The 25,426-nt window shown below is 31.7% G+C and carries 28 protein-coding genes and 1 other RNA gene; 9 read left to right on the top strand and 20 right to left on the bottom strand.

What is annotated here, in order from left to right; all coding sequences use genetic code 11:
* Positions 1–45: 45 nt before the first annotated feature.
* Positions 46–1,032, bottom strand: a complete 987-nt coding sequence (locus B4H69_RS01180; protein ID WP_291092434.1) for a D-alanine--D-alanine ligase — start codon at positions 1,030–1,032, stop codon at positions 46–48.
* Between the two features lie 538 nt (positions 1,033–1,570).
* On the opposite strand from B4H69_RS01180, the gene B4H69_RS01175 reads away from it, so the two are divergent.
* From B4H69_RS01175 to rnpB, 3 genes are all read left to right on the top strand, one after another.
* On the top strand, positions 1,571–2,221 hold the full coding sequence (locus B4H69_RS01175) for an NRDE family protein (protein WP_152606108.1): 651 nt from the start codon (positions 1,571–1,573) through the stop codon (positions 2,219–2,221).
* Positions 2,222–2,340: 119 nt separating this feature from the next.
* Positions 2,341–4,866, top strand: coding sequence for an ATP-dependent Clp protease ATP-binding subunit (locus B4H69_RS01170; protein WP_291092431.1), 2,526 nt, complete (start codon positions 2,341–2,343; stop codon positions 4,864–4,866).
* Between the two features lie 83 nt (positions 4,867–4,949).
* Positions 4,950–5,259, top strand: an RNA gene (rnpB, locus tag B4H69_RS01165) — RNase P RNA component class A.
* Here rnpB and B4H69_RS01160 read toward each other — a convergent pair.
* The 8 genes from B4H69_RS01160 to B4H69_RS01125 all read right to left on the bottom strand — a co-directional run bounded on the left by B4H69_RS01160 (position 5,259) and on the right by B4H69_RS01125 (position 12,957).
* On the bottom strand, positions 5,259–6,032 hold the full coding sequence (locus B4H69_RS01160) for a LuxR C-terminal-related transcriptional regulator (protein ID WP_125350522.1): 774 nt from the start codon (positions 6,030–6,032) through the stop codon (positions 5,259–5,261). The genes rnpB and B4H69_RS01160 overlap by 1 nt on opposite strands.
* Before the next feature lie 186 nt (positions 6,033–6,218).
* A complete protein-coding gene (locus B4H69_RS01155; protein ID WP_185144213.1) occupies positions 6,219–7,160 on the bottom strand; it encodes a transketolase family protein in 942 nt (313 codons plus the stop codon).
* Positions 7,160–7,864 carry a hypothetical protein gene (locus B4H69_RS01150; RefSeq protein WP_291092429.1) on the bottom strand — a complete coding sequence of 235 codons (705 nt, stop codon included), beginning with the start codon at positions 7,862–7,864 and terminating at the stop codon, positions 7,160–7,162. The genes B4H69_RS01155 and B4H69_RS01150 overlap by 1 nt, the downstream gene beginning before the upstream one ends.
* 22 nt (positions 7,865–7,886) lie before the next feature.
* A complete protein-coding gene (locus B4H69_RS01145; RefSeq protein ID WP_115001612.1) occupies positions 7,887–9,347 on the bottom strand; it encodes a hypothetical protein in 1,461 nt (486 codons plus the stop codon).
* A gap of 24 nt (positions 9,348–9,371) precedes the next feature.
* Positions 9,372–10,217 (bottom strand): transketolase, encoded by an 846-nt coding sequence (locus tag B4H69_RS01140; protein ID WP_115001610.1) that lies wholly within the window; start codon positions 10,215–10,217, stop codon positions 9,372–9,374.
* Positions 10,218–10,362: 145 nt separating this feature from the next.
* Positions 10,363–10,608: a hypothetical protein gene (locus tag B4H69_RS01135; protein WP_115001608.1), complete on the bottom strand. Its 246-nt coding sequence runs from the start codon at positions 10,606–10,608 to the stop codon at positions 10,363–10,365.
* 2 nt (positions 10,609–10,610) lie between these two features.
* The gene (proC, locus tag B4H69_RS01130; RefSeq protein WP_115001606.1) at positions 10,611–11,393 is read right to left on the bottom strand and encodes a pyrroline-5-carboxylate reductase; all 783 of its coding nucleotides are present in this window, start codon (positions 11,391–11,393) and stop codon (positions 10,611–10,613) included.
* Positions 11,394–11,418: 25 nt separating this feature from the next.
* A complete protein-coding gene (locus tag B4H69_RS01125; RefSeq protein WP_038331804.1) occupies positions 11,419–12,957 on the bottom strand; it encodes a sodium:solute symporter in 1,539 nt (512 codons plus the stop codon).
* A gap of 107 nt (positions 12,958–13,064) precedes the next feature.
* Here B4H69_RS01125 and recR point away from each other — a divergent pair, with 107 nt between their 5' ends.
* Together recR and B4H69_RS01115 are read left to right on the top strand one after the other, a co-directional pair.
* The gene (gene recR / locus B4H69_RS01120; protein ID WP_038331806.1) at positions 13,065–13,679 is read left to right on the top strand and encodes a recombination mediator RecR; all 615 of its coding nucleotides are present in this window, start codon (positions 13,065–13,067) and stop codon (positions 13,677–13,679) included.
* A gap of 1 nt (position 13,680) precedes the next feature.
* A complete protein-coding gene (locus B4H69_RS01115) occupies positions 13,681–14,751 on the top strand; it encodes a glycosyltransferase family 2 protein (RefSeq protein WP_038331808.1) in 1,071 nt (356 codons plus the stop codon).
* Positions 14,752–14,770: 19 nt separating this feature from the next.
* Here the strand turns inward: B4H69_RS01115 and B4H69_RS01110 are convergent, their stop codons facing one another.
* The 6 genes from B4H69_RS01110 to rsfS all read right to left on the bottom strand — a co-directional run bounded on the left by B4H69_RS01110 (position 14,771) and on the right by rsfS (position 19,755).
* Positions 14,771–15,034 (bottom strand): hypothetical protein, encoded by a 264-nt coding sequence (locus tag B4H69_RS01110; RefSeq protein WP_038331810.1) that lies wholly within the window; start codon positions 15,032–15,034, stop codon positions 14,771–14,773.
* Between the two features lie 83 nt (positions 15,035–15,117).
* A complete protein-coding gene (locus B4H69_RS01105) occupies positions 15,118–15,768 on the bottom strand; it encodes a phosphatidylserine decarboxylase family protein (RefSeq protein WP_038331813.1) in 651 nt (216 codons plus the stop codon).
* Positions 15,765–16,613, bottom strand: a complete 849-nt coding sequence (locus B4H69_RS01100) for a phosphatidate cytidylyltransferase (RefSeq protein WP_038331816.1) — start codon at positions 16,611–16,613, stop codon at positions 15,765–15,767. Before B4H69_RS01100 ends, B4H69_RS01105 begins: the two co-directional genes overlap by 4 nt.
* 2 nt (positions 16,614–16,615) lie before the next feature.
* Positions 16,616–17,221 (bottom strand): hypothetical protein, encoded by a 606-nt coding sequence (locus B4H69_RS01095; protein WP_038331818.1) that lies wholly within the window; start codon positions 17,219–17,221, stop codon positions 16,616–16,618.
* Between the two features lie 130 nt (positions 17,222–17,351).
* Positions 17,352–19,364, bottom strand: a complete 2,013-nt coding sequence (gene ftsH, locus B4H69_RS01090) for an ATP-dependent zinc metalloprotease FtsH (protein WP_038331821.1) — start codon at positions 19,362–19,364, stop codon at positions 17,352–17,354.
* 22 nt (positions 19,365–19,386) lie between these two features.
* Positions 19,387–19,755, bottom strand: a complete 369-nt coding sequence (gene rsfS, locus B4H69_RS01085) for a ribosome silencing factor (RefSeq protein WP_038331822.1) — start codon at positions 19,753–19,755, stop codon at positions 19,387–19,389.
* Positions 19,756–19,848: 93 nt separating this feature from the next.
* On the opposite strand from rsfS, the gene B4H69_RS01080 reads away from it, so the two are divergent.
* Genes B4H69_RS01080 through B4H69_RS01065 form a run of 4 tightly spaced genes read left to right on the top strand, consistent with a single transcriptional unit; the run spans position 19,849 to position 21,977 of the window.
* Positions 19,849–20,562 carry a biotin--[acetyl-CoA-carboxylase] ligase gene (locus tag B4H69_RS01080; protein ID WP_125350509.1) on the top strand — a complete coding sequence of 238 codons (714 nt, stop codon included), beginning with the start codon at positions 19,849–19,851 and terminating at the stop codon, positions 20,560–20,562.
* 27 nt (positions 20,563–20,589) lie between these two features.
* Complete coding sequence (gene idi, locus B4H69_RS01075; protein ID WP_180905066.1) at positions 20,590–21,105, top strand: isopentenyl-diphosphate Delta-isomerase; 516 nt, start codon at positions 20,590–20,592, stop codon at positions 21,103–21,105.
* A 12-nt stretch (positions 21,106–21,117) separates the two neighbouring features.
* Positions 21,118–21,528, top strand: coding sequence for a 6-pyruvoyl trahydropterin synthase family protein (locus tag B4H69_RS01070; RefSeq protein ID WP_180905065.1), 411 nt, complete (start codon positions 21,118–21,120; stop codon positions 21,526–21,528).
* The gene (locus tag B4H69_RS01065) at positions 21,525–21,977 is read left to right on the top strand and encodes a peroxiredoxin (protein ID WP_180905064.1); all 453 of its coding nucleotides are present in this window, start codon (positions 21,525–21,527) and stop codon (positions 21,975–21,977) included. The genes B4H69_RS01070 and B4H69_RS01065 overlap by 4 nt, the downstream gene beginning before the upstream one ends.
* Here B4H69_RS01065 and B4H69_RS01060 read toward each other — a convergent pair.
* The 5 genes from B4H69_RS01060 to B4H69_RS01040 form a co-directional block, all read right to left on the bottom strand.
* Positions 21,974–22,156, bottom strand: coding sequence for a hypothetical protein (locus tag B4H69_RS01060; protein WP_180905063.1), 183 nt, complete (start codon positions 22,154–22,156; stop codon positions 21,974–21,976). The two genes, B4H69_RS01065 and B4H69_RS01060, sit on opposite strands and share 4 nt — an antisense overlap.
* A 16-nt stretch (positions 22,157–22,172) precedes the next feature.
* The gene (locus B4H69_RS01055; RefSeq protein ID WP_180905062.1) at positions 22,173–22,493 is read right to left on the bottom strand and encodes a hypothetical protein; all 321 of its coding nucleotides are present in this window, start codon (positions 22,491–22,493) and stop codon (positions 22,173–22,175) included.
* 38 nt (positions 22,494–22,531) lie between these two features.
* Positions 22,532–23,791, bottom strand: a complete 1,260-nt coding sequence (locus B4H69_RS01050) for a CinA family nicotinamide mononucleotide deamidase-related protein (RefSeq protein WP_180905061.1) — start codon at positions 23,789–23,791, stop codon at positions 22,532–22,534.
* 50 nt (positions 23,792–23,841) lie between these two features.
* Entirely contained in the window at positions 23,842–24,483 is a 642-nt protein-coding gene (locus tag B4H69_RS01045; RefSeq protein ID WP_180905060.1) for a GLPGLI family protein, read from the bottom strand.
* 120 nt (positions 24,484–24,603) lie between these two features.
* Positions 24,604–25,362, bottom strand: a complete 759-nt coding sequence (locus B4H69_RS01040; protein WP_180905059.1) for a GLPGLI family protein — start codon at positions 25,360–25,362, stop codon at positions 24,604–24,606.
* Positions 25,363–25,426 lie beyond the last annotated feature (64 nt).

Here is a 25,426-nt window from a genome sequence, read left to right as displayed (position 1 = left end):
TTCAATCTTTATTCCTTTCCAGAAAGTCTGCCAATTTTGGTCAAATTAAGCTTGATAGCGTTTTATTAATTCTTTTGCGAGTAATTTCCAATCGGTCCATTTTACACCAAGTTGATGATTTTGAGTAGCAATTTTATATTGATAATTTAAATGCTTAATCACTTCTTTATAAGCTTTTATCAAATTAAAATTCGGATCGTAAATATGAGTAGCTTCAGAATTTGCACCATTAATTTCGAGTATGACAAAATTTCCGTTCTGAAAATCTTCTAAGCTTTTTGCTTTCAAATCGATTCGTCCGTAATAAAAACCATCAATTTTTTTTGCAATTTGATCTATAGTTTTTTCTAATTTAGATGTTTTTAGAGAAGATCCATCCAAAAAAGTTGTACCTCGACTATGATTTCCAATTGGTTCAACCAATAATTTTTCATCTTTTTGAAGAACTGAATTTAGTTCGTTTTGAAAACGTTTAAACAAATACTCTTTTCGATAAAAAGCTCTTAAATTTTGTTCGATTAATTCTTTCAATGTTGATTTTCCATCACCCGTAAACGTCAAAAAATCTTTAGCTGTAATCGAAAGTATTTTGCCATTTTTGTCCTTTGGTAATCGAACATAGAAAACACCAAACTCAAAATTAGATTGAATATATTCTTGCAAGATTAAATCGCGATTATTTTGCTCTAAATAATTTTTCCAATCAATCTCATTTCTGATTAATTCAACACCAATTCCACGTTCACCCAGATTTGGTTTCGCAATAAAAGGAAAATCAAACGGAATTTTTTGTGTTCTAAATTCTTCAAAAAAACTAGTTTTTGGTTTATAATTTTCATCAATTTGATTGAGTAAATCAATTTTAGAATAATCAATAAATCCGCCCCATTTCATTGTAGGATTTGCCGAGCAAAAGTAAGCTGGAGCGCCTGTTTGAAAGATTTTATAAATGTACCAAGGTGTCAATGGCGCATAAAATAACCAGAATGGCCAAAATTCGTATCGTGTCCATTTTGTTATTTTCGGATTCATTTTTCTTGATTTTGAAAAGCAATTGTAGAAGATGCAATTCCAAAATTTTGTGGAATCTTAATCGTTGGAAAATGAGTTTCGATCGCAATTTTAATCAATGCAAAATGATGAACGCTGTGATCAAAACAATACATTAATTCACGATAATTTGTGGTATTAATTGTGAAGTTTTCTCCGTAGTAATTCTGTTTTAGCTGAATTGTTTTTTCTAAATCTAAACGTTCTATTTCTGATTTTAGATGATTCAATGTATTCGAACTTTCGACAACCGAATTTTCTAAAGCACGATTTCGTTCTCTGTCATCATAACAAATGCAATTGTTTTTANNTAAAAAGCACGAATAAAACTCGATAATATGTCGAAAATGTTGACCAACAGAAGCATCAGAAATGATTTCTAATTCCTTTTGAAAAGACATATCGTCAAATTGCAAAAGAATCGATTTCATTTCATCAAAAGAATGCGCTATAGTTTTCTGAATACTCATAATTCTTTGCAAAGATAAATTTTTACATTTGAACTAAATTGAAAAATGAGATGTGTATAATCAGTTTTTACAGAAATGAGGATGAATTTGTGTTGACACACAACCGAGATGAGGAAATTAATCGTTCTTCTTCTAAAGAGATTGTGGAGCAAAAGCGTTTTGATAAAACCTATTTTTCGCCTGTAGATGAGCGTGCGAATGGGACTTGGATTTTTTATTCGGAGCAATATGTTGCGTGTATTTTGAATGGAGGAATAGAAAAACCAACGCATTTCAAAGAGAAATACAGAGAAAGTAGAGGAATTATCTTGTTAGATTTATTGAAATATAATTCTGTAAATGAGTTTATTAATTCGGAAAATTTGTCAGAAATCGCACCTTTTACAATTTTTGTTTTTGAAAGAACAACTAAAAATGCTTACCTTTTGTTTTGGAATGAAAATAAACTGAGCGTAAAAGATGTTTCGCAAGAAAAAATTGTGACATGGTGTTCGTCGACATTGTATAGTCCTGAAAGAAGAAATGAAATTGATGAAATTTTTAACCAAAATAATGAGTTAAATTCCGAAGAAATTTTAGAACTTCACGATGATTTGAAAATGAATAAAGGCGATTTGTACGATTTTTTAGCAACGACATCTATCTCTCAAATTATTATGAATTCTTTAAGAATTGATATGAAATATTGTCAGCTATTTTGAAATTAATAGACAATAATTCGTTATTTTAAGGAATCATCAAATCATTTCGGACATAGGCATAATTTATGCTATAGTCTATCAGAATAATTATATTTGTTAAAGACAGCTTAAATAGTAAAATGAACGATAATTTCTCACAACAAGTAAAAGACGTTATTTCTTACAGTAAGGAAGAAGCGTTGAGATTAGGCCACGACCAAATAGGAACGGAACACCTTCTGTTGGGGATTATTCGCGACGGTGAAGGGAAAGCCATTTCTGTCTTAGAAGCATTGAATGTCGATTTAGATGAAATGCGTCAAAAAATAGAAAACCTAAACCCAGCAAAAGAAACTCCTGGTAATAATATAAAAAATTTGAGTTTGACAAAACAAGCTGAAAGAGCGTTGAAAACAACGTTCTTAGAAGCGAAATTGTTTAAAAGTCCGACTGTAAATACAATTCACTTATTATTGTGTATCCTTCGTAATGAAAACGATCCGATTACAAAATTGATGAATAAGTTGGATATTGATTACAATACAGTAAAGGAAGAATTCAAATTTCAATTTCAAGATGAGGAAATTCAATCTCCTCGTGCAGAAAATCCATCTTTTGATGGAGGTGATTCTGATAACGATTTTGAGCGTGCATCTACAAGTAAACCTACTTCGAAAAGTAAAACACCAGTTTTAGATAATTTCGGACGAGATTTGACAGCGATTGCGCAAGAAGGAAAATTAGATCCTGTAGTTGGACGCGAAAAAGAAATAGAACGTGTTTCGCAAATTCTTTCTCGTCGTAAAAAGAACAATCCATTGTTAATTGGAGAGCCAGGTGTTGGTAAATCTGCAATTGCAGAAGGTTTAGCGTTAAGAATTGTACAACGTAAAGTTTCGCGCGTATTGTTCAACAAACGTGTGGTAACATTAGATTTAGCATCATTAGTTGCTGGAACTAAATATCGTGGACAATTTGAAGAGCGTATGAAAGCAATCATGAATGAATTAGAGAAAAATGATGATATTATTCTTTTCATTGATGAGTTACATACAATTGTTGGAGCAGGAGGAGCTACGGGTTCTTTAGACGCTTCTAACATGTTCAAACCTGCTTTGGCGCGTGGTGAATTACAATGTATTGGAGCAACAACGTTGGACGAATATCGTCAATATATTGAAAAAGATGGTGCATTAGTTCGTCGTTTTCAAAATGTGATGGTTGAACCAACAACTCCAGAAGAAACATTACAGATTTTACATAATATCAAAGATAAGTATGAAGCGCATCATAATGTAAATTATACAGATGAAGCGTTGCAAGCTTGTGTAAATTTGACAACACGTTATATTACAGATCGTTTCTTGCCAGATAAAGCGATTGATGCTTTAGATGAAGCGGGTTCTCGCGTGCATATCAAGAATATAAAAGTTCCTCAAGAAATTTTAGATCTTGAAGCAAAATTAGAAGAAGTTCGCGAAGAGAAAACGAAAGTTGTAAAATCTCAAAAATACGAAGAAGCTGCTCGTTTACGTGATTCAGAGAAACAAATAGAAAGTGATTTGAAACGTGAGCAAGCAAAATGGGTACAAGAATCGAAAGAGAATCGTGAAACAGTTACAGAAGAAAATGTAGCGGAAGTTGTTTCGTTGATGTCTGGCGTTCCTGTACATCGTGTAGCTGAAAAAGAATTGAAAAAATTGGCTCAGATGAATGAGTTAATGAAAGGAAAAGTAATTGGTCAAGATGAAGCGGTAACGAAAGTTGTGAAAGCAATTCAACGTAATCGTGCAGGTTTGAAAGATCCGAACAAACCAATTGGTTCATTCATTTTCTTAGGAACTACGGGTGTTGGTAAAACACAATTAGCGAAAGTTTTGGCGAAAGAAATCTTTGATTCTAACGATGCATTAATTCGTATCGATATGTCAGAATACATGGAGAAATTTGCCGTTTCTCGCTTAGTTGGAGCACCTCCGGGCTACGTTGGTTACGAAGAAGGTGGACAATTGACTGAAGCAGTTCGTCGTAAACCATATGCGGTAATTTTGTTAGATGAGATTGAGAAAGCGCATCCAGATGTATTCAATATTTTATTACAAATTTTGGATGATGGTCATGTAACTGATAGTTTAGGTCGTAAAGTTGATTTCCGTAATACGATTATCATTTTAACGTCTAACATTGGTACAAGACAATTGAAAGAGTTTGGAGATGGTGTCGGATTTGGAACTTCATCTAAGAAAGATTCTGCCGATGAACGCGCAAAATCAACAATTGAAACAGCTTTAAAACGTGCTTTCGCGCCAGAATTTTTGAATCGTATTGATGATATTATCTTCTTTAATTCATTAACAAAAGAAGATATCATGAAAATTATCGATATTGAATTGGCAAGTTTAATAGAGCGTTTAATAGCTTTGAATTATCATATTGAATTAACAGAGGAAGCGAAGAATTTTATCGCAGACAAAGGATTTGATAAAGATTATGGAGCTCGTCCGTTGAAACGTGCTATTCAGAAATACATCGAAGATCCAATGGCAGAAGAAATCATCAACGCTGTAATTAGTGAAGGAGATGAATTAATCCTTGACTTAAATGAAGCAAAAGATGGCGTTAAAATTTCTGTAAAAGGAAAAACGAAAGAAGAAAAATCAGAATAATTTCTAAGTTTCTATAATAGAAAGGCTTGAACAAAAATGTTCAAGCCTTTTTTATTTCGGTAACTTTTGCCGTACATTTGCGCTCAGCAAGCCACTTTGTCGCTTCATGTATGTGAAGAGGAAAGTCCGGGCTCCAAAGAGTAAGCATAGCGGGTAACGCCCGTCCGTCGAGAGGCGAGGACAAGTGCAACAGAAAGTATGTACAGTTCGGCTGTAGTGAAACCAGGTAAACTCTATGCGGAGCAATGCCATGTATACCAGCAGTTAAGAGCTACTCGTTCGTTGCTGGGGGGTAGGCAGATTGATATTTTAGGTAACTAAAATACTAGATAAATGACAAAGCATCTTGATTTATTAAGGTGACAGAACCCGGCTTATCGGCTTGCTTTTTTCTATTTTTTGAAGTAAAGACTAAATAATTCTGATGTATTAGAACAATCGTTTTTCTTCAAAATATTTCTTCGATGCGTGTCAATAGTATGTTTACTTAAGCCAATTGCATCAGCAATATCCTGACTTGTGTAGCCTTTGATCAGAAATTCGATAATCTCCGTTTCTTTTTTTGTAAGTTGTAAAGATGAATTTGTTTTTGAATTAAGAAGATTGTTCAATCCATCTTTGATGTTGTAAATATGCATAATAGGCTTTCCTCCAACCTTTATTTGTGTGATGTCAGTCGCTAAACAAAAAACTCGATTTGGTAAAAAATTTTTACTTAATTCGTAAAAGAAATGTTGCAAATGAATTTGATGAATTTCTCTTTTTTTATCTATCACACGAAAATCATAAGTGAATTTATAATTCATTCTTTCTTCAGGGACAATTTCCATACTAAAATTTGCAATTCGTTGCTGAATATCAATCACATGTTGCAAATCATCGGGATGTACCATTTGAACACATAGTTCAGCTGTATATTCGTCAGGAAGATAACCCAAAATATCTTCGCATTGAGGAGAAACATATTCGAATGTTGCAGAATTAGGATTGATGAAATACATAAAAGATTCACCAAGTGCAAGACTTCTTAAAGTTTGTAAATAATCATTAATTGATTGAAAACTCTCATTTTTTTCGTTTAAGGTTCTACGATCTGTATTTTCACTCCATAGTTTTTTTACAATACTTGCATATTCAGTAATAGATTTTTGATTTGCTTTTTTCATATGCTTACAAGTAAAAGTTAATAAAATACCATTAAATGAGTATTTTTTAAGTTAGTAATATAAACTAATTTTGCAAAATATATATAGGATTAAAGCAGTTTTGCTTTTTTCAACCAACCTATTTTATATTTAACCTATAAAAAAAGGAGCTAAATTTTTTAGCTCCTTTTTAATATTATGATGGAATTAAAGTAAAGATTTTACTTTCTCGATTACAGCAGTAGAATCGATTCCATATTTTTTCATTAAATCTGAAGGTGTTCCAGATTCACCGAATTTATCATTAACCGCAACAAAAGCTTGTTTTGTTGGTAATTTTTGAGCTAAAACTCTTGCAACAGATTCACCTAAACCACCTAAAATATTATGTTCTTCAGCTGTTACAATTTTTCCTGTTTTCTTTACAGAGTTTAAGATAATTTCTTCATCTAATGGTTTGATTGTATGAATATTGATCACCTCACAAGAAATTCCTTCTTTTTCTAACTCAGCAGCAGCAACCAAAGATTCCCAAACTAAGTGACCTGTCGCAACAATTGTTACATCAGAACCTTCGTTCATTAAGATACCTTTACCAATTTCAAATTTTTGGTCAGCTGGTGTGAAAACTGGAACAGCAGGACGTCCGAAACGTAAGTAAACAGGACCTTCATATTCAGCTACTGCAATTGTAGCCGCTTTAGTTTGATTGTAATCACAAGGATTGATAACCACCATTCCTGGTAACATTTTCATCAAACCAATATCTTCTAATGTTTGGTGAGTTGCACCATCTTCTCCTAATGTTAAACCAGCGTGCGATGCAGCGATTTTTACATTTTTGTTAGAGTAAGCGATAGATTGACGAATTTGATCGTACACACGAGCTGTAGAAAACTCAGCGAAAGTTCCTGTGAAAGGAATTTTACCTCCAATTGTCAAACCTGCAGCAATTCCCATCATGTTTGCTTCAGCAATACCAATTTGGAAAAAACGCTCTGGGTTTTCTTTGATAAATTGATCCATTTTCAATGAACCAATCAAGTCAGCACACAATGCAACAACGTTAGGATTTGTTCTTCCTAACTCTGTCAATCCGTCTCCGAATCCACTACGTGTATCTTTTTTTTCTGTGTATGTTAAGTCTATCATTGTTTTTGTTTTTTGTATTCGTTTTTGTATTTTTCTACTTCTGTTTTTTCATCAAATTGATAAATAAAATCATTTGGCGAAACATTAATTTCTTCTTCCTCTTCGGCGCTCTTTTTTATCCAATTTTCTAAGATTTCAACATTTTCTAACACAATATTATGTCCAACTCGATAAATCAAGCCTTTCAAATTTAGTTCAGAATTGATAAATGGAACGGTGTTGATGTTAGAATTTGTATCGATGCAAATTTCTGTACCATTGTCGTTGTCATTATCTTTTCTGAAAATGTTATACACTTCACATTGTTTATTTAGAATCGTTTCTTTTTGACCAGTTCTATTCGCAACATAACTATTTCCGATTGCGGAATTTGTTAAACTTGGATTATTAGTCGCTAAAAAAGAATTTCCTAATAAATCTTTTGTGCCTTCGAAATCAATTTTAAAAACCTTCGGATTTTCTTCTTCGCTGTATACAGAATACATATTGTCGTTTACTTTTAATGAAGCGAAGTTTCCCATCGGTGTTCGCGTAATCATCAAATGTGCTTTGTAATCTTTGGTTGATAAAATGTCCAAAAAATCTGAATAGAAATCACTTTTGATACGATATTGAATAACGTTTTCGAATTTATACGATTGCATTTGAGCAAAAGTTAAACTTGTAAAAAGCGTTAATATTAAACTGATTGGTTTTTTCATTATCGATGTATTTTGATCAATATTAATCCAAAGAATTCAAGAAAGTAGTTAACTTATCCTTGTCTTCTTTTTTCAGTTTATCATATTTATTATTGATTTCTAAAATACTTTTTCTCATCGCATCAATTGTTCCCGAAAGAGCAACACTTCCACTTTGATAAATGTATAAATCGCACACTTGTCCTGCGTAATTGTAAACCAAATTTCCTAAATCTTTATCAGTAAAAGTCGGAATTTTAGCTTTCAAGTTTTTGCAATGTTCTGGTGCAACTTTCATGAAATCTTGAACGTCTGGATTGTCGATTGCCAAATCGATTTTGCTAATATCTGTCGTTTTGTAAGTAGAAGTATACGGGTCATAATAATCTGCAAGATCATAAGGCATAGCAGCAACAGAATCTACTGCTACAGCCGCTTCATCATAATCTGTTGAAACTTCTGTTAATTTAAACTTTTTAGCATCATCGAAATACGTTTTGAAAAGGTTATTTAATTCTTTTACTTCGCTTTTGTTTGCTAATTTATTCTTTTTGAATTGTTTTACCAATTGATTTGTAGAACCTTGAGCAGCTGCCAAAGCTTTAGAACGCTCGATATCAGGATTTCCATCATAATCGCTATCATTATAAATCAAACTATAATTTAATGAAGCAACAGTCCCAAAAAGACTATTTACGTTATCACTTTCTGATGTTTGATAATTGTAATAATTAACAATAGGATCCTCGTAACGATTGTCTGGTGAATAAGCCGCTTCCGCTGCATAAGCTGTATCTACAGACGACATCATGTTCTCGTATTCTTGTTTCTTTTTTGCCAATTCGTTAGTAAAACTTTCGATTTCTTTTTTCTCATCAAAAGTTACTTTTACGTTAGAATTTGCAATATTTTGAATTGTTAATCCATTAAAATCTCCTGCGTCATATCGTATCAAAAGACCTTTCAGTTTTGTTTGAGGAAACATAATCGCAACGTTATTAATTGCATTTTTTTCATCAACACATAATGTAGAAGATTTTGTTTCGAAATCTGTTTTAGATGTTAATTCGTATTCATTACACTTGTATCCATTGATCGTTGTAGATGAATTTAGATTTTTAACTGAAATAAATTTCTCGAACAAATTATCCGAATAAGGTTTTAAACTATCATCCGACATGCCTTCATAATAATAAGGTGCTTTTATCGATAATTGATTTTCTAATGAATTGGCATAGACTTCGAAAAACTTGCTGTTGTTGATAAAGAAAGCATCTTTACTGAAGCTTCCTGAAGTGTAAGGACCTCCTTCCGAAGTTCCTAAAACAGCGTCTTTAGAAATATAGGTTACAAAAGATAAATCTTTTTGACCATCCAAATAAGTTTGATATTCTTCTGGTAAATTGATTTTGTACGATACTTTTTTGTCAAAAGAATATGTTTTTTCCTGCCCAAAGGCTGTCAAAGAACAAAGCGTAAGTATAGAATAAAATAACGTTTTCATAGTATTGTGGTTGTATTCAAATTATTAATAATCTGTCAATTCAGTTTCAGGATTTTGCTCTAATGCAAATGCTAATTGCTCATCGTTAGGCGCTTTTCCGTGCCAAGAGTGGCTTCCCATCATATAATCAACTCCATTACCCATTTCTGTGTGTAATAAAATTGAAACTGGTTTTCCGTTTCCTGTTAATGTTTTAGCTTCTTCTAAAATAGCAATTACTTTTTCTAAGTCATTTCCATTTTTTTCTTCTAAAACAATCCATCCAAAAGCTTCTAATTTAGCTTTCAAATCTCCTAAAGGTAAAACGTGGTCTGTGTCACCATCAATTTGACGACCATTGTAGTCAATCGTTGCAATTACATTATCTACTTTTTTACCAGCAGCATACATAAAAGCTTCCCAAACTTGACCTTCTTGTAATTCACCATCACCGTGTAATGTGTAAACTAATTTATCGTCGTTGTTTAATTTTTTTGCTTGCGCAGCACCTAAAGCAACAGATAAGCCTTGTCCTAAAGAACCAGAAGCGATACGAATTCCAGGTAAACCTTCGTGTGTTGTTGGGTGACCTTGTAAACGAGAATCTAATTTTCTGAATGTAGCTAATTCGCTTACTGGGAAAAATCCTGAACGAGCTAATGTGCTGTAGAAAACTGGTGAAATGTGACCGTTTGATAAGAAGAATAAATCTTCTCCTTTTCCGTCCATAGAGAAGTCTGTAGAGTAAGTCATGATTTTACCGTATAATGCAGCAAAATATTCTGCACAACCTAATGATCCACCTGGGTGTCCACTATTTACGGCATGTACCATTCTCAAAATATCTCTCCTTGTTTGTTGTACTTGTGTTTGAAGTTCTTGAAGTGTCATTGTTTGTTTATAAAAATTTGAACAAAAATAATCCTTTTTTGTAGGGCAAAAAAATCGTAGAACATAAATCACTACAATTGGGGAGGAGATTTTATGCGATTTTTAAAACAATAAAAAAGACGAAGCTAAACTTCGTCTTTTTTATTTATTCTTCTTCCGAATGCCATTCGCCACGGTGAGGGATCAAAGCGTCACGAACTTGTATCATTTCAGATTCTACCACCACCAAATAAGCAACTGCATATTCTGGTTCAACCTCTACAAATTCAGAAAATGTACTTTGTAACTTTTCTTTTTCTGCGTATTGTTTCAGGTGAACTGCATGATGTTTTGCAGTTGGTATAGCATCGGGACCATAAAAATCCCAGATTAATTTTAATTTCTTTTCCATAATTATATTTTATCAAAAGAAGTTTTAATTCCTTTTATTAAAGCAGAACTAAATCCTTGATGTTCCATTTCATTTAATCCAGCAATCGTACAACCTTTTGGTGTCGTCACTTTATCAATTTCTTGTTCTGGATGCAAACCGTTTTCTATTAATAATTCAGCAGCTCCTTTTACAGTTTGTGTCACAATTTTTGTAGCAGTTTGTGTGTCAAATCCAATTTCGATTCCACCTTGAATCATTGCTCTTATAAATCGTAAAACATAAGCAATTCCGCAAGCGCCAATTACAGTCGCTGCATTCATCAACTCCTCATTTATAACAACTGTTTCGCCAATTGGATTGAAAATCGTTTTGATTTCATTTAAAATGTTTTCATCTTTCGAATTTCCACAAATACATGTAATCGATTCTTCCACAGAAGCAGCTGTATTAGGCATTGCACGAAAAATTGACATACCTTGTGATAAAATATTTTGATACGTTTGCAATGAAATTCCTGTTGCAACTGAAATTAATATTTTATTGGTCGTAAAATCGTCTTTTAATTGCGTCAAAACTTCTTCCACTTTGTACGGTTTTACACACAACAGAATATAATCAGCTTCTTTTACAGCAAAATGATTATCATTTGTAATCGTTACACCAAGCTTTTTAAGATGTTCAATTTGATTCAAATTATTTCTTGTAGCGATAATTTGATTTGGATCGAATGCTTTATTCTTAATTAAACCCTCTGTTATAGAAATTCCTAAATTTCCTGCTCCAATAATGGCGATTTTTTTCATAGTTGTAGAGTGTTAATTGTTCTGATTATGAATGAATAATTGTTTCTTTTTGACGATTAGAACTTACCAACCATAGACCGATAAAAGTTAATAAACCATTCAGAATGATTAATTCAACACCAATTTTGTAATCGGTAAAATTGATCACTAATTCGTTGATGATATAGGTAAAAATAGGCGCTAAAATCGCAACTGTAATAATTGAATATTTTTTGTAAATGTTACGTTTCGTTAAAATTCCGAAAGCAAATAATCCTAATAACGGTCCGTATGTATAACCTGCAATTTCCATCACAAGATAAACAATTGATTTGTTGTTAATCATTTTGAAAACCATAATCAAGATAAAGAAAACTACCGTGAAAATTAAGTGAACACGAATACGAATCTTTTTCTTTTCTTTTTCTGACTTTTCTTTGTCCTCGTTGATGTTTAATAAATCGACACAATATGAACTTGTAACGGCTGTTAAAGCTCCGTCAGCAGAAGGAAATAAAGCAGAAATTAATCCGATAATAAAAATCACAGAAATAATCATTGGGAAATGATGTCCTAAAAGCGAAAGCGCAGGAAACATATCATCACCCATAATATTTTGTCCGCCTTGTTCCATAAAGAAACCATCAGCAGTATAAAAACCACCTTCGCTCATTGCATATAAATAAAGCAATCCACCCAAAAATAGGAACGCTAAATTCACAATCAATAATGTTCCAGCGAACGTCAACATATTCTTTTTCGAGTTTTGAAGATTATCAACCGAAATATTTTTTTGCATCATTTCTTGGTCAAGACCAGTCATTGCAATTGTGATAAACATTCCGCCCAAAATAGTTTTTAAGAAATACGTTTTCGAATTTGGATCAAAGTTAATGAAATGTGTATAATTCTTTGCTTGCATCATATCGTAAGCTTCACCAACAGATAAATTAAGATGCGAAAGGATGAACCAAATACAAGCAATCAAACTAATGATCATAAACGATGTTTGCAAGGTATCTGTTACTACAATTGTTTTTACTCCACCTTCGAACGTGTACAATAATATCATCAATAATAACACAAATGTTGTTACCCAAAATGGTACGCCTAAATTGTCTAATAAAAATATTTGTAACACATTTACAACTAAATATAAACGTGCTGTTGCGCCAATTCCACGTGAAATAATAAAGAAAACCGATCCCATTTTATGTGCTTCAACATTGAAACGCTTTCCTAAATAGGTGTAAATCGAGGTCAGATTCATTCGGTAATAGAGCGGAAGTAATACGCCCGCGACGATAAAATAACCAAGAAAAAATCCGATTACCATCATATAATATTCGAATCCTCCGTAAATATATTCGGAACCAGTTAATTTTCCGACCGTTCCTGGAACCGAAATAAAAGTAACGCCACTAAGACTTGTCCCAATCATTCCGAAAGCCACTAACCACCATTTACTTTTTTTGTTTCCGTTAAAAAAAGATTGATTGTCAGAATTTCGACTGGTGAAGTAAGAGATCACTAAAAGTCCTACAAAGTATACGATAACACAAAGTAGTAAAATTGTTGAGTTCATAATTTATTTAGTAAATAAGCCCAAATTTAATATTTTTGAGTGAATGATGATAGATTAATTTTCCGAAGATAAAATTGTAAATTTGTTGTCTATAATTTTTTGAACGAATGAATTACCCAAGCAAGGTTTTAGAGCGAGCTGTAGAAGAGATGTCAAATTTGCCAGGAATAGGAAAGAGAACAGCTTTGCGACTTGTTTTACATATGTTAAATCGTCCCAAATCTCAAACGACAGCTTTGTCCGAAGCGCTTTCTCATTTGGTAAATGATGTTAAATATTGTCAACATTGTCATACAATTTCTGATGATGAGGTTTGTGATATTTGCAATAATCCATTGCGAGAAGAAACGATAATTTGTGTAGTGGAAGATGTGCGTGATGTGATGGCGATTGAAAATACAGGACAATTTAAAGGACAATATCACGTTTTAGGAGGAAAGATTTCTCCAATGGAAGGTATTGGACCTGGTCAATTGAATATTCAAACGTTGGTTAATCGTGTTCAAAATGAAAATGTGAAGGAAATAATTTTTGCTTTAAGTTCGACAATGGAAGGAGATACAACAGTTTTCTATTTGTACCGACAATTAAAGAATGCCGAAATTATTTTTTCTACTATTGCGCGAGGTCTTGGTGTAGGAGATGAATTAGAATATGCGGACGAAGCGACGTTGGTTCGTTCTATACAACATCGAATCCCGTATTCCGAAAATAAATTTTAAAATGAAATTATCGATAATTATTGTTAGTTATAATGCACCAAAACATTTAGAGCTTTGTCTTGATTCGTGTCAGGAGGCTTTAAAAAATGTAGATGGCGAAATAATTGTAATTGATAATAATTCATCGGAAATTGATTTTACATTCCTAAAAAAAACTTTTCCTACTGTAAACTTTTTACTTCAAAAAGAGAATCTTGGTTTTGCAAAAGCGAATAATATTGGGGTTGAGAATGCTTTGGGAGAATATATCCTAATTCTTAATCCAGATACAATTATTCCAGAGAATTTATTCGAATCTTTGATTGAATTTCATCAGTCAAAAGAAAAAATAGGTTTTGTGGGAGTACGAATGGTAGATACAAACGGAAATTTTCATCCAGAATCTAAACGAAATATTCCGACAGCTAAAAATTCATTTTCTAAGTTGTATAGTCGATTTAATCATTCAAAGAAAAATAATTATTACAAATTAGAAGTTGATGAATTTGAAATTGCTCCTTGTGAAATTTTAGTAGGCGCTTTTATGTTTACCACGAAGAAAATCTATCAGGAAATTGGAGGATTTGATCCACGTTATTTTATGTATGGAGAAGATATAGATTTGTCTTTTAGTACAGAATTAGTGGGTTATAGAAATTATTATAAAGGAGATATAACGGTTTTACATTACAAAGGAGAAAGTACGAAAAAGGATAAAAAATATTATAAACATTTTTTTGAAGCAATGATGATTTTCTTGGCGAAATATTATCAAAAAAATTGGTTGCATTATCAATTTTTACGTTCGGGAATTTTGATTAAATATTTAATTCAATTATTTAAATTTTCTTTACATTCATCTAATAACATTTCTAAAATAGAAGTAAATGCAGAAGATTTATTTTGGATAAATAAGAAATCAGATTTCAAATCTTTATCAAATAATCATATTGCAATTGATACAAGTTTGTTTACTTATCAAGAGATTTTATCAATCATTTCTGAAAATAACTCTTCTTTACGTTCATTTTATATTCGTCCTAAAAATAAAAATTATGTAATAGGCGATGATAAACAGATTATAAATCTATAAAAACAAAAAAAGCTGAATCTTAATGACCAGCTTTTACAGTATCTTTTTTCTCAATTTTCGGAGTTTCTGCCGTTTTTGTAGAATCTTTCACTTCTTCGTGTTTTTCTTCAACAGCTTCCTCATGTTTTCCGTGACCTTCGTGAGCAGCTTCAGATTTGTGGTGCATTTCTTCTGCAGTAGCTGGTTCGTGAACAACTGGAAGAACTCCGTGATTTACACTTGCTTTAGAGTTACAAGAAGTAGCGAATGCTGCAACAGCTACTAAAAGAATTAATTTTTTCATGTCTTACAAAATTTATTGTATGGATATATTATTATAATTGTTTTGACAAAATTAGTTAAAAACATTGAGTTCAACTAACTGATTTATTTCAATTGTGCAATTTTCTGAATTCCACCTTTTGTTTTATCTCCAACCTTTACATTGATCTCTGTATCAAGTGGTAAAAAGATATCAACACGCGATCCGAACTTGATAAAACCATATTCTTTACCGGCAACGGCGTCGTCATTCTCTTTACTATAACAAACAATTCTTCGCGCAACTGCACCTGCAATTTGTCTGAAAAGAACTTTTGTATGATCTGCATTTTCTACAACAACAGTTGTTCTTTCATTTAATTCTGATGATTTTGGATGAAACGCAACCAAAAATTTTCCTGGATGATATTTCGAATAAATTACTTTTCCATTCACCGGATAACGCGTTACATGTACATTAAGAGGTGTCATGAAGATTGATAATTGAATACATTTTTGATTCAAAAATTCGCTTTCAAATACTTCTTCTAATACAACAACTTTTCCATCAACTGGTGCGATTACGCAGTTTTCTGACGAATCTGATTCACGAATTGGATTTCTAAAAAACCAAACGATAAATCCGTAAAGTATCCATAATGGTAAGGCAAAATAAAAGCCATAAACAGGAAAAAAGTAATGTAATACTCCTGTAGCGATTGCAAATAAAATTAAGCAACCTATCAAAATTGCTGTTCCTTCTCTGTGAAGTTTCATAAAGTATATACTAGTAAATAATATAAATAAACAAATGGTACGACAAATATAAAACTATCTAATCGATCTAAAAAACCACCATGTCCTGGAATAAGGTTAGAGCTGTCTTTTACATTGAAAAATCGTTTTAATTTAGATTCTGTCAAATCTCCTAATGGACCTAATGCAGCAACGATTAAACCAATAATCATCCAATTTCCGTGCAAGTTTTCTCCAAAATATTTCTGAATTAAGAATCCAGCTAATAAAGTAAAAACTATTCCTCCAAAAAATCCTTCCCAGGTTTTTGCTCCCGAAATTTTAGGTGCTAATTTATGTTTTCCAATTAAGTTTCCTGTTAAATAGGCAAATGTATCACTACACCAAAGTAATAAGAAAACAAAAAATACTTCGTAATGCATCACTTTTTCGCCTAAATTATAATCAAAACTTGGTAAAGTTAAGGCTAAGGCAAATGGTGCGATAACGTATGTTAAGCCTAAAGTAGCTTTTCCAAAATCGTTCAATAATTCATTCGTTGATTTGAAAATAATATAAATACTAAAAACAAATAAAACTGGAATGATGAAGTACAAACTTCTTAAATGAAAATAGTAATGATTCGAAGTTTCGAAAGCTTCTAAAAATTCTTTACCATAATAGCCAAAAACAACTAAGGCAGCTAAAAGTGCTCCTAATTGATAAAGTTTATTGGTAAGATTAGTGATTTTAAAAAATTCGTACAAACAAAAAAGTCCAAAAACCATCATCAAAACAATCAAACCTTTTGGGTTTATCGTTGTCCCGAAAAATATAATAAGTGCGTAAATAAGTCCAGAGAAAGCTCTAATTGCTAAATTTTTCATAGCTAATCTTCAACCAATAACAAATAAATATTCTTCGCATTGTCTACGTTCGGAAATTTGTGCATATTTTTTCCACGAATCGAAGTTATTTTAGATGGAAGGTTGTCTTTTTTTAATGTTCGTAATTTCTGTAATGCCACGCTCACATTTTCCACTAATTGTGACGGGCGTGCATAGATAATAAAATTTGACGGAAAATCAGCAATATTTCTACCATAAGTTTGATGTGCCGATAACATAATACTTCCATCAAAAGCAATCAGAAATTCGCAACTAAGGAAACTAAGCGTATAACGAGAATCGCATGGATTTTCGACAAAAGGAATATCGACTGAATTAAGAATTTGTTGTAAGTGCGGATCAGGACAAATTAATTCGGTCACATTTTCGTAATTGACAATTTCTTTAAGGTTTATAGAAGCCTCTTGTATATTGTCACAAAATAGGAAATGTCCACCACCTACATTAAAGTTTGTAGCAAAGACTTCATCCATAGAAATCTTTTGGTCAGCATAATTTGGATGAAACAAATCAATGTGATTATCATCTGAATTCTCTGCTGATTTTTCAGTAGCTTTTTTAAGTAGGTTTTTAATTGCTTTCCACATGAAAACTCATGATTTTATATGAAATTAATCAATTACAGCCTAAAGGTAATAATTTTTAACAATATAATAAGAAGTAAAAAAAAAATCGTCCGATTTGGACGATTTTTTCTGTTATTTTGAATGAATTTGATTAAATATCATTTCCAGCTTCTGGTTGAATCACTTGTTCTGGACCAGCTTCTATAGCTTCTTCTTGTTTTTCTTCGATTTGATCCAATTCGCTTACAAATTTTCTTGGTCCGAAAATTTCTTCCAAATCTTCTCTAAAGATAACTTCTTTCTCAATTAATTTTTGAGCTAAAACATCTAATTGATCGCGATGTTCACGTAAAATATCTTTTGCTCTATCATATTGAGCTTCGATCATTGTTTTTACTTCTTTATCAATTACCTGAGCAGTTTGTTCTGAATAAGGCTTGCTGAAACCATATTCATTTTGTCCAGATGAATCGTAATAAGAAACATTACCAACTTCTTTGTTCAATCCGTAAATACTTACCATTGCAGAAGCTTGTTTTGTTACTTTTTCCAAATCACTTAATGCACCTGTCGAAATATTATTGAAAACAACTTCCTCAGCAGCACGACCACCCATTGTCATACACATTTCGTCTAACAATTGTTCTGTCGTTGTAATTTGTCTTTCTTCTGGCAAATACCAAGCGGCACCTAACGAACGTCCACGAGGAACGATAGTTACTTTTACCAATGGCGCAGCGTGTTCTGTTAACCAACCAATTGTCGCGTGACCAGCTTCGTGATAAGCGATACGTTTTTTCTCAGAAGGTTTAATCACTTTACTTTTTTTCTCTAATCCACCAATAATACGGTCAACAGCATCTAAAAAGTCTTGTTTTTCTACGACTTCTTTGTTTTTACGAGCAGCAACTAAAGCGGCTTCATTACAAACATTGAAAATATCTGCACCAGAGAAACCTGGCGTTTGTTTTGCTAAAAATTCGATTTCAACATCTTCACCTAATTTTAATGGACGTAAGTGAACCGCGAAGATTTCTTTACGCTCGTTTAATTCAGGTAAATCAACATGGATAATACGGTCAAAACGACCTGGACGCATCAATGCTTTATCCAATACATCAGCACGGTTTGTTGCAGCAATCACAATTACGTTAGATTCTGTTCCGAAACCATCCATTTCTGTTAATAATTGGTTTAATGTATTTTCGCGTTCGTCATTAGAACCTGTAAAGTTTGATTTTCCACGTGCGCGACCAATTGCATCAATCTCATCAATAAAGATAATTGAAGGAGATTTTTCTTTTGCATTTTTGAATAAGTCACGTACACGAGATGCACCAACTCCAACAAACATTTCTACGAAATCTGATCCTGATAATGAGAAGAAAGGAACTTTTGCTTCTCCAGCAACAGCTTTTGCTAATAAGGTTTTACCAGTACCCGGAGGTCCTACTAATAAGGCTCCTTTTGGGATACGTCCACCTAATTTTGTGAATTTTTCTGGGTGTTTCAAGAATTCAACGATTTCTTCAATTTCTTCTTTTGCACCTTCTAAACCTGCAACATCTTTGAAAGTTGTTTTGATATGATCATCACCTTCAAATAATTTCGCTTTCGATTTTCCGACAGAGAAAATTCCTCCGCCTCCTCCAGCAGATCCGCCTCCACCCATTCGTCTGAATAGTAAGAAGTAAATTAATCCGAAGAAAATTAATGAAATGAAAAGATTCATAAACAAACTTCCAAAACCATTTGAGATTTGTGTGTTAAGAACGGCAGTTTTATTCGGACTCTTTTCTACGTTAGCATAAAAATCTTTTTCAAAATTTCCTGCATCAGCAACATTGAAAATAAAGTTTGGAGCACCTGTAGCAAAAGGATTTAAAGTTTCGTTTGATTTTTTAAACTTTTTAAATTCTTCAGTATTGAGAGCTGCGTCCGTTAAATATACACTTACACGTCCTGATTCTTTTTCTAGATTGGCTTCTTTTACGTAACCTTTTTCTACATAAGAAAGGAAAGTCGTACGGTCTATGTTTTTAGTAGTTCCGCCGGCACCTCCAATATTATCAGAAAATAATAGAAAGGCAATCAGCAATAATCCAATAATGGCATATATCCATGTAGGATTAAACCCCGAAGGTTTAAAATTATTTTTTTTCAATTTTTTTTGGTTTCAGTTATGATTAATATTCCATTTCGATACGCGTCTCTACAGCATCACCCCAAAGACTTTCGATATCGTAATATTCTCTGTATTCTTTTTGGAAAATATGGACAATAACATTCGTGTAGTCCAACAAAACCCATTGATTATTTTGCGTTCCTTCTACATGAAAAGGTCTTTCTGACATTTCTGTTTTTACAGTTCTTTCAATCGAACCAGCTAAAGCACTAACTTGTGTATTCGAGTTTCCGGTACAAATAACGAAGTATTGACAAAATGCATTTTCAATTTCGCGTAAATCTAGAATTGTAATTTCTTCTCCTTTAACATTTGTAATTCCGTCAACAATGCTATCTAGCAAGTCTTTTGTATATTGAGTATCTATCATCTTTTATTTTGTAATTCGCAAATTTAGTGAATCCTTATTAAAGTTTAAACTTTTTAAAATAACTTTAACCACTCTATAAAAATAGTAAAAAAAATGTATTTAATTAGTTTTGATTCTTTGCCTAATACGAATGAGTTCTTGGTGGATTTGTCCAAAAAAGATGCCAATAGTTGGACTGTCATACATGCTAAAAATCAAACAAAAGGAAAAGGTTACGCAGGAAATGAGTGGAAAGTTGTCGCAGGAGAAAATTTAACCTTTAGTTTTTTGCTGAAAACGGATTATAGTTTTCAAGAATTAATTTATTTTAATGAATGGATTTCGAATGTTATTTGTCTATTTTTAAAACAATTTCATCCAAAATCCAACGTAAAATGGCCAAATGATATCATTTTAAATGATAAAAAGGTTTGCGGAATTTTAATCGAAAATCATCGTTCCAATGGAATTATGAATTCTGTAATTGGAATTGGAATTAATGTCAATCAAGCTGATTTTAATCACTTACCAAAAGCAACATCTATTCGAAAAGTAACTGACAAAGAATATGACATCGAGGAAATTTTGGCAGATTTAATGCATCATTTCGAAAATGAATATCCAATTTTAGAACAGAAAAATTTCGAACAAATTCATCAAACTTATTTAGATAATCTATTTAGAAAAGATGAAATCTCACATTTTAGATTGGATGGAGTAGAAGTAGACGGAATTATTAGAGATGTAAATGAAGCAGGAAATTTACTAATTGAAATCAATCAAGAATTGCGAGAATTTAAACACAAAGAAATCGAACTTCTTTTTTAATCCTATAGAAAAGGCTATTTTTGTTTTATGGAAGAATTTGTAGTTTTAGTTGATCAGGACGATCAAAAATTAGGATTGATGGAGAAGCAACAGGCTCATATAGCTGGTTTGTTGCATCGTGCATTTTCTGTTTTTGTATTTAATTCTAAAGGAGAATTGATGATTCAGCAACGAGCTGCGAGCAAATATCATTCGCCAACGTTGTGGACGAATACATGTTGTAGTCATCCGCGCGATAATGAAACTTACGAACAAGCGGCGCACAGACGTTTGGGAGAAGAAATGGGATTTGATTGTGAATTAGAATATAAATTTAATTTCATCTACAAAGCACATTTAGAAAATGATTTGATTGAGCATGAATTAGACCATGTTTTTATCGGAACATTTGATGATGAACCAAAGCTAAATCCTGATGAAGTGATGGCATATCGTTGGGTAGAATTGGATGATTTGAAAAAAGACATGGAAAAAAATCCTCAGAATTATACAGCTTGGTTCAAAATAATTTTTGAACATTACGTTTCGTATATCGAAGAATAAAAATTTATACAGATGAAAGTTACTGTCAACAGAAAAGCACATTTTAACGCTGCGCATCGATTGTTTAACAAGAATTGGAGTGATGAACAGAATTTTGAAGTTTTCGGGAAATGTTCTTATCCAAATTATCATGGACACAATTATGAAATTATTGTGGCGGTGAAAGGCGAAGTTGATCCAGAAACTGGTTTTGTGATGAATTTGGACGAATTACGAAAAATTATCGAAGTTGAAGTTGAGGATTATTTGGATCATAAAAATCTGAATGTTGATATTGAAGAATTTCAAAATGTCAATCCAACAGCCGAAAATATTGTGATTTTGATTTGGAATAAAATTAGAGCAAAATTAGCAACTGATTTAGAATTGAAAGTAACCTTATACGAAACTCCACGTAATTTTGTAGAATACGCAGGCGAATGAAATTAGGCGATCACATACCAACTTTTTCGTTGGAGGATAACAAAGGAAATTGGTTTAATTCGGACGAATTTTTGTACAAAAAATATTTTATTTTATTCTTTTATCCAATGGATTTTACGCCAATGTGTACAAAAGAGGTGTGTCAATTTCGTGATGTAAATGAAGATTTTAATGCTTTAGATGCTGTGATTGTTGGAATAAATGGACAATCAACATCTTCTCACGAAAAGTTTTATACAAAACATCAACTAAACTTTCCGTTACTTTCTGATAAAGGTGCAAAGTTGTCGAAATTGTTAGGAATTAAAAAGAAATTTGGATTAATCACACCACGAGAAACTTTTGTATTCAATAAACAAGGAAAATTAATCAAACACATTGTTTCAAATGTAGCCGAAACGCACATCGAAGAAGCAATGCAAGCAATAAAAAAAGACCAAGGAAATTAGTTTTCTTGGTCTTTTTGTTTGTATAACATTTTTCTTACAACAACACGATAAATAAAAAAGATAACTGTTCCAATTGCCGAATAAACCAACATTGTTTGCACATCGCTTTTATCGAACAAATATTTTAGTCCAAATAACGCAAAAAAGAAAATGATACTATAAATGATATTTTGTTTCATGTGGTAAAAGTAGGGATTAATCCCATTTCATATTAGTTTTTTTCATGTCATCTGTTGGTTCATCAATTTCTATTATATTAACTATAATCCAAATAGAATAATCACAATTTCTAAATATTTCATTTTCTTTCTGTTTTTCTTGGGTTATTACTTTTGCATTGTCTAAATCTTCTTCATCTAAAGTTAAATGTATTGTTGATGAATTATCAGTAAAATAATATGATTCATTTTTATCTTTTAAAACTTTACCATAATATACTTTTATGTCATCTTCTTCATTTGAATTTTCTAGGATTAGGCAGATAGATTTATTTAGTAGTTTTTTACGATTTCTCATTTATTAATTCATAATGCTTGTGATTTTCTAAAAAATTATTAACACTCCTCTCTCACAAACTGAATTGCCAAATTAAGTGCATTATTCGAAACAATTTTGATGAAATCTTCTCGATCTAAATAGGGATAAAAATATTTTTTATTCCATGTTGAATGACCATTTGTAATCGAAATCCAAACTGTTCCAACCTCTTTTCCATCTTCACCTTTATTTGGACCAGCGACACCAGTTGTAGAAATACTAATATCCGTTTTTAATTGATTTCGAACACCTTTTGCCATTTGTTCAGCAACTTGTTCCGAAACTACTGTAAATTCATCAATATCAGATTGATTCACATTTAGCAAATTTACTTTTACCGAAGTGTCGTATGAAACTATTGTTCCAAAATAATAAGCAGAACTTCCCGAAACAGAAGTGATCAAACTTGCTATATTTCCTCCAGTACAACTTTCGGCAGTCGAAATTGTCAATCCTTTTTCTTTTAAAATATCACCCAAAATTTGCTGCGCATTTCCTGAATTTTCAGAAACTAGAAATTCTCCTGCAATTAATTTGAATTGATTGATTTGATGCTGAATTTCATTTTGTAAAAATTCTTTATCTGTTCCAAACGCTGAAAATCGTAAATCAATAGAAGTTCGATTCGGTAAATACGCCAAATGAATAAATTCGGGCAAATTATTTTCCCAATCTTCTAACAAAATTGCTAAATCACTTTCAGGAATTCCACTTATCAAAATATCACGATGAACAATAGTTTCTGATTGAAATTGGTTTTGTAATCTTTGAATAATTTCATCGCGCATCAAACCTTTCATTTCAAAAGGAACACCTGGCAAATTGATGATGATTTTATCATTAATAGTAGTCCAAAGACATGGCGCCGTTCCGTATTTGTTCTGAATAAATGTAGATTTTTCTGGAATTAAAGCTTGATCTTGATTCAGACTATTTAATTCTTTTGTGTAACCTCTTGTTTGAAATAATTGAACAATATTCTCTAAAATTTTTGGTTCTTGAATTAATTCACAATCTAAAAATTGACACAAAGCTACTTTGGTTTTATCATCTTTTGTCGGTCCTAAACCTCCTGTAACAATTACAATATCTGATTTAGAAATTCCTCGTTCGAAAGCTTCAATAATATGATTCATTTCGTCTTGAACAGAAATAATTTCTTCCACTTCAATCCCAATCGTATTCAATTGTTTGGCGATAAATGCCGAATTTGTATCCACAATTTGTCCGATAAGAATTTCATCACCAATTGTGAGTAATGTCGCTTTAATTTTCATACACAAAAAAACTTGCTTAAAGTTAAGCAAGTTTGTTATGTATTCTTTTATTATTTTTCAACTCCTTGGTTAGCTGCTTCTCGTTGTATTTGATTTGAATCTTCGATCATTTTTAGAAATTCTGCTTGATAAACTTTTTTCAATTGATTATTGATTTTGAAAACTGGTGATTTTTTCAACTCTTTTTTCTTTACAGCAATCCAAGAAATCATCACTTCTACATCATCTTTGATGAATTTATAGTGTAATTCTAAAATTAGTCCTTTTGTTCCATAAAATTTATCTGGCGAATATTCATACGAAATTTGAGGCGCATACCAAGCAATTAAATCATAGTTTTTGTATTTCGTTATCGCTTCTTTTACACCAAAACCCAATATATTTTTAGTTTTTCTAGTTTCTACAAAATTCACTTTTTGCAAAGAATCATATATCACCATTTTATTACCTGTAAACATATCCGTTTCGTAGTAATATAAATTCTCTTTATAACTAAATATCGGATTACTCCCAATATCTGGTCGAATTCCCATCGACATTTGTGAAGGTTCTTGAGTATTATCAACTCTCAAAATATAAGAAGTTTGGCTTTTGGTTTCATTGTATTTGAAACTATAAAATTGTTTAGGAATTTTTTTCGCAGATTCTAAAAATTCTTCACGTTGTTTTTGATCTGGATAATATTGTTTCAAATTTTCTAAAGCTTTATCCGTAAAATGAATTTGAGGTTGTACCTCGCGTATTCAATTTCATAAAATTGAGCATTTGCAATACTAGAAATCAGAATAATTAGTGCGATTATTTTTTTCATATTAGTCCTTTTTTTCTATTCCTTGATTATTAGCTTCATTTCTTTTTTTATCAAGATCTTCCCAAATTATCTCTAATTCATCGCTCGAAATTCTATTTCCTTTTGTCGGAACAATAAATTTGAATTTAGTTTTTTCTTTGATGGAATTTGCTTTATAAACTACAAAATATTTCCCCATTTCATCTTCATAAAAAATTTCAAGATCAAGGACTAAACCCCCTGGACTTTTGAAATTAATAAGCATCAAATCTGTTTTCATTTCTGGAACAAACCAAGCTACAAATATTCTGTCATTAAAATTTGCTGTTGCTTTTTGTACTTTATATCCGAGAATATTTTTTGTTTCATTTGATAATTTCCAATCAAGATTATTTATTTTATCGTAAACAATATATTTTTTTCCATAAACATCTTGTTGCATCAACGTTTCTTGTTTTGCATGATTGAAATAAGTTGTTCCAAAATACATATATGGTGCACTTTTCTTGATAAAAACAATCTGTCCTTGCCCATTCTGAACTTTTGGTAATTCAATTGTATTTGCTTCATCTTTATTCAAAATAAATTTAAAATCTAAAGCAAGAGGATTTTCATTCTGATCAATATTTTGTTTTCTTACTTCAGGATCAGAAATCTCTTTATAAAAATCTAAACCTTTTTCATTGTATTTTACTTTAATCTGGGTTTCATATTCTACTTCATAAATCTGAGCATTTGCAAAACTTGAAAATAATATAATAAGTGTAATTAGTTTTTTCATATTTAGTTATTAAGATTTAAATATAACAAAAAAGAGACATAATAGCTTGTGTCTCTTTAAAATA

It is taken from the genome of Empedobacter sp. UBA6745, assembly GCF_002453775.1.
Lineage (GTDB): Bacteria > Bacteroidota > Bacteroidia > Flavobacteriales > Weeksellaceae > Empedobacter > Empedobacter falsenii_C.
Note: the sequence above shows the minus strand (reverse complement) of the source record. Positions and strands in the feature narration are given on the sequence as shown.

Coding starts and splice junctions, on each gene's coding strand:
- B4H69_RS01065 (WP_180905064.1), top strand. CDS start 21,525: ATGAAATTAGGCGATCACATACCAACTTTTTCGTTGGAGGATAACAAA.
- B4H69_RS01175 (WP_152606108.1), top strand. CDS start 1,571: ATGTGTATAATCAGTTTTTACAGAAATGAGGATGAATTTGTGTTGACA.
- rsfS (WP_038331822.1), bottom strand. CDS start 19,755: ATGATAGATACTCAATATACAAAAGACTTGCTAGATAGCATTGTTGAC.
- B4H69_RS01125 (WP_038331804.1), bottom strand. CDS start 12,957: ATGAACTCAACAATTTTACTACTTTGTGTTATCGTATACTTTGTAGGA.
- proC (WP_115001606.1), bottom strand. CDS start 11,393: ATGAAAAAAATCGCCATTATTGGAGCAGGAAATTTAGGAATTTCTATA.
- B4H69_RS01170 (WP_291092431.1), top strand. CDS start 2,341: ATGAACGATAATTTCTCACAACAAGTAAAAGACGTTATTTCTTACAGT.
- B4H69_RS01145 (WP_115001612.1), bottom strand. CDS start 9,347: ATGAAAACGTTATTTTATTCTATACTTACGCTTTGTTCTTTGACAGCC.
- B4H69_RS01040 (WP_180905059.1), bottom strand. CDS start 25,362: ATGAAAAAACTAATTACACTTATTATATTATTTTCAAGTTTTGCAAAT.
- B4H69_RS01070 (WP_180905065.1), top strand. CDS start 21,118: ATGAAAGTTACTGTCAACAGAAAAGCACATTTTAACGCTGCGCATCGA.
- B4H69_RS01095 (WP_038331818.1), bottom strand. CDS start 17,221: ATGTGGAAAGCAATTAAAAACCTACTTAAAAAAGCTACTGAAAAATCA.
- B4H69_RS01150 (WP_291092429.1), bottom strand. CDS start 7,864: ATGAAAAAACCAATCAGTTTAATATTAACGCTTTTTACAAGTTTAACT.
- recR (WP_038331806.1), top strand. CDS start 13,065: ATGAATTACCCAAGCAAGGTTTTAGAGCGAGCTGTAGAAGAGATGTCA.
- B4H69_RS01050 (WP_180905061.1), bottom strand. CDS start 23,791: ATGAAAATTAAAGCGACATTACTCACAATTGGTGATGAAATTCTTATC.
- B4H69_RS01115 (WP_038331808.1), top strand. CDS start 13,681: ATGAAATTATCGATAATTATTGTTAGTTATAATGCACCAAAACATTTA.
- B4H69_RS01160 (WP_125350522.1), bottom strand. CDS start 6,032: ATGAAAAAAGCAAATCAAAAATCTATTACTGAATATGCAAGTATTGTA.
- B4H69_RS01135 (WP_115001608.1), bottom strand. CDS start 10,608: ATGGAAAAGAAATTAAAATTAATCTGGGATTTTTATGGTCCCGATGCT.
- B4H69_RS01180 (WP_291092434.1), bottom strand. CDS start 1,032: ATGAATCCGAAAATAACAAAATGGACACGATACGAATTTTGGCCATTC.
- B4H69_RS01140 (WP_115001610.1), bottom strand. CDS start 10,217: ATGACACTTCAAGAACTTCAAACACAAGTACAACAAACAAGGAGAGAT.
- B4H69_RS01080 (WP_125350509.1), top strand. CDS start 19,849: ATGTATTTAATTAGTTTTGATTCTTTGCCTAATACGAATGAGTTCTTG.
- B4H69_RS01100 (WP_038331816.1), bottom strand. CDS start 16,613: ATGAAAAATTTAGCAATTAGAGCTTTCTCTGGACTTATTTACGCACTT.
- B4H69_RS01055 (WP_180905062.1), bottom strand. CDS start 22,493: ATGAGAAATCGTAAAAAACTACTAAATAAATCTATCTGCCTAATCCTA.
- B4H69_RS01105 (WP_038331813.1), bottom strand. CDS start 15,768: ATGAAACTTCACAGAGAAGGAACAGCAATTTTGATAGGTTGCTTAATT.
- B4H69_RS01110 (WP_038331810.1), bottom strand. CDS start 15,034: ATGAAAAAATTAATTCTTTTAGTAGCTGTTGCAGCATTCGCTACTTCT.
- idi (WP_180905066.1), top strand. CDS start 20,590: ATGGAAGAATTTGTAGTTTTAGTTGATCAGGACGATCAAAAATTAGGA.
- B4H69_RS01060 (WP_180905063.1), bottom strand. CDS start 22,156: ATGAAACAAAATATCATTTATAGTATCATTTTCTTTTTTGCGTTATTT.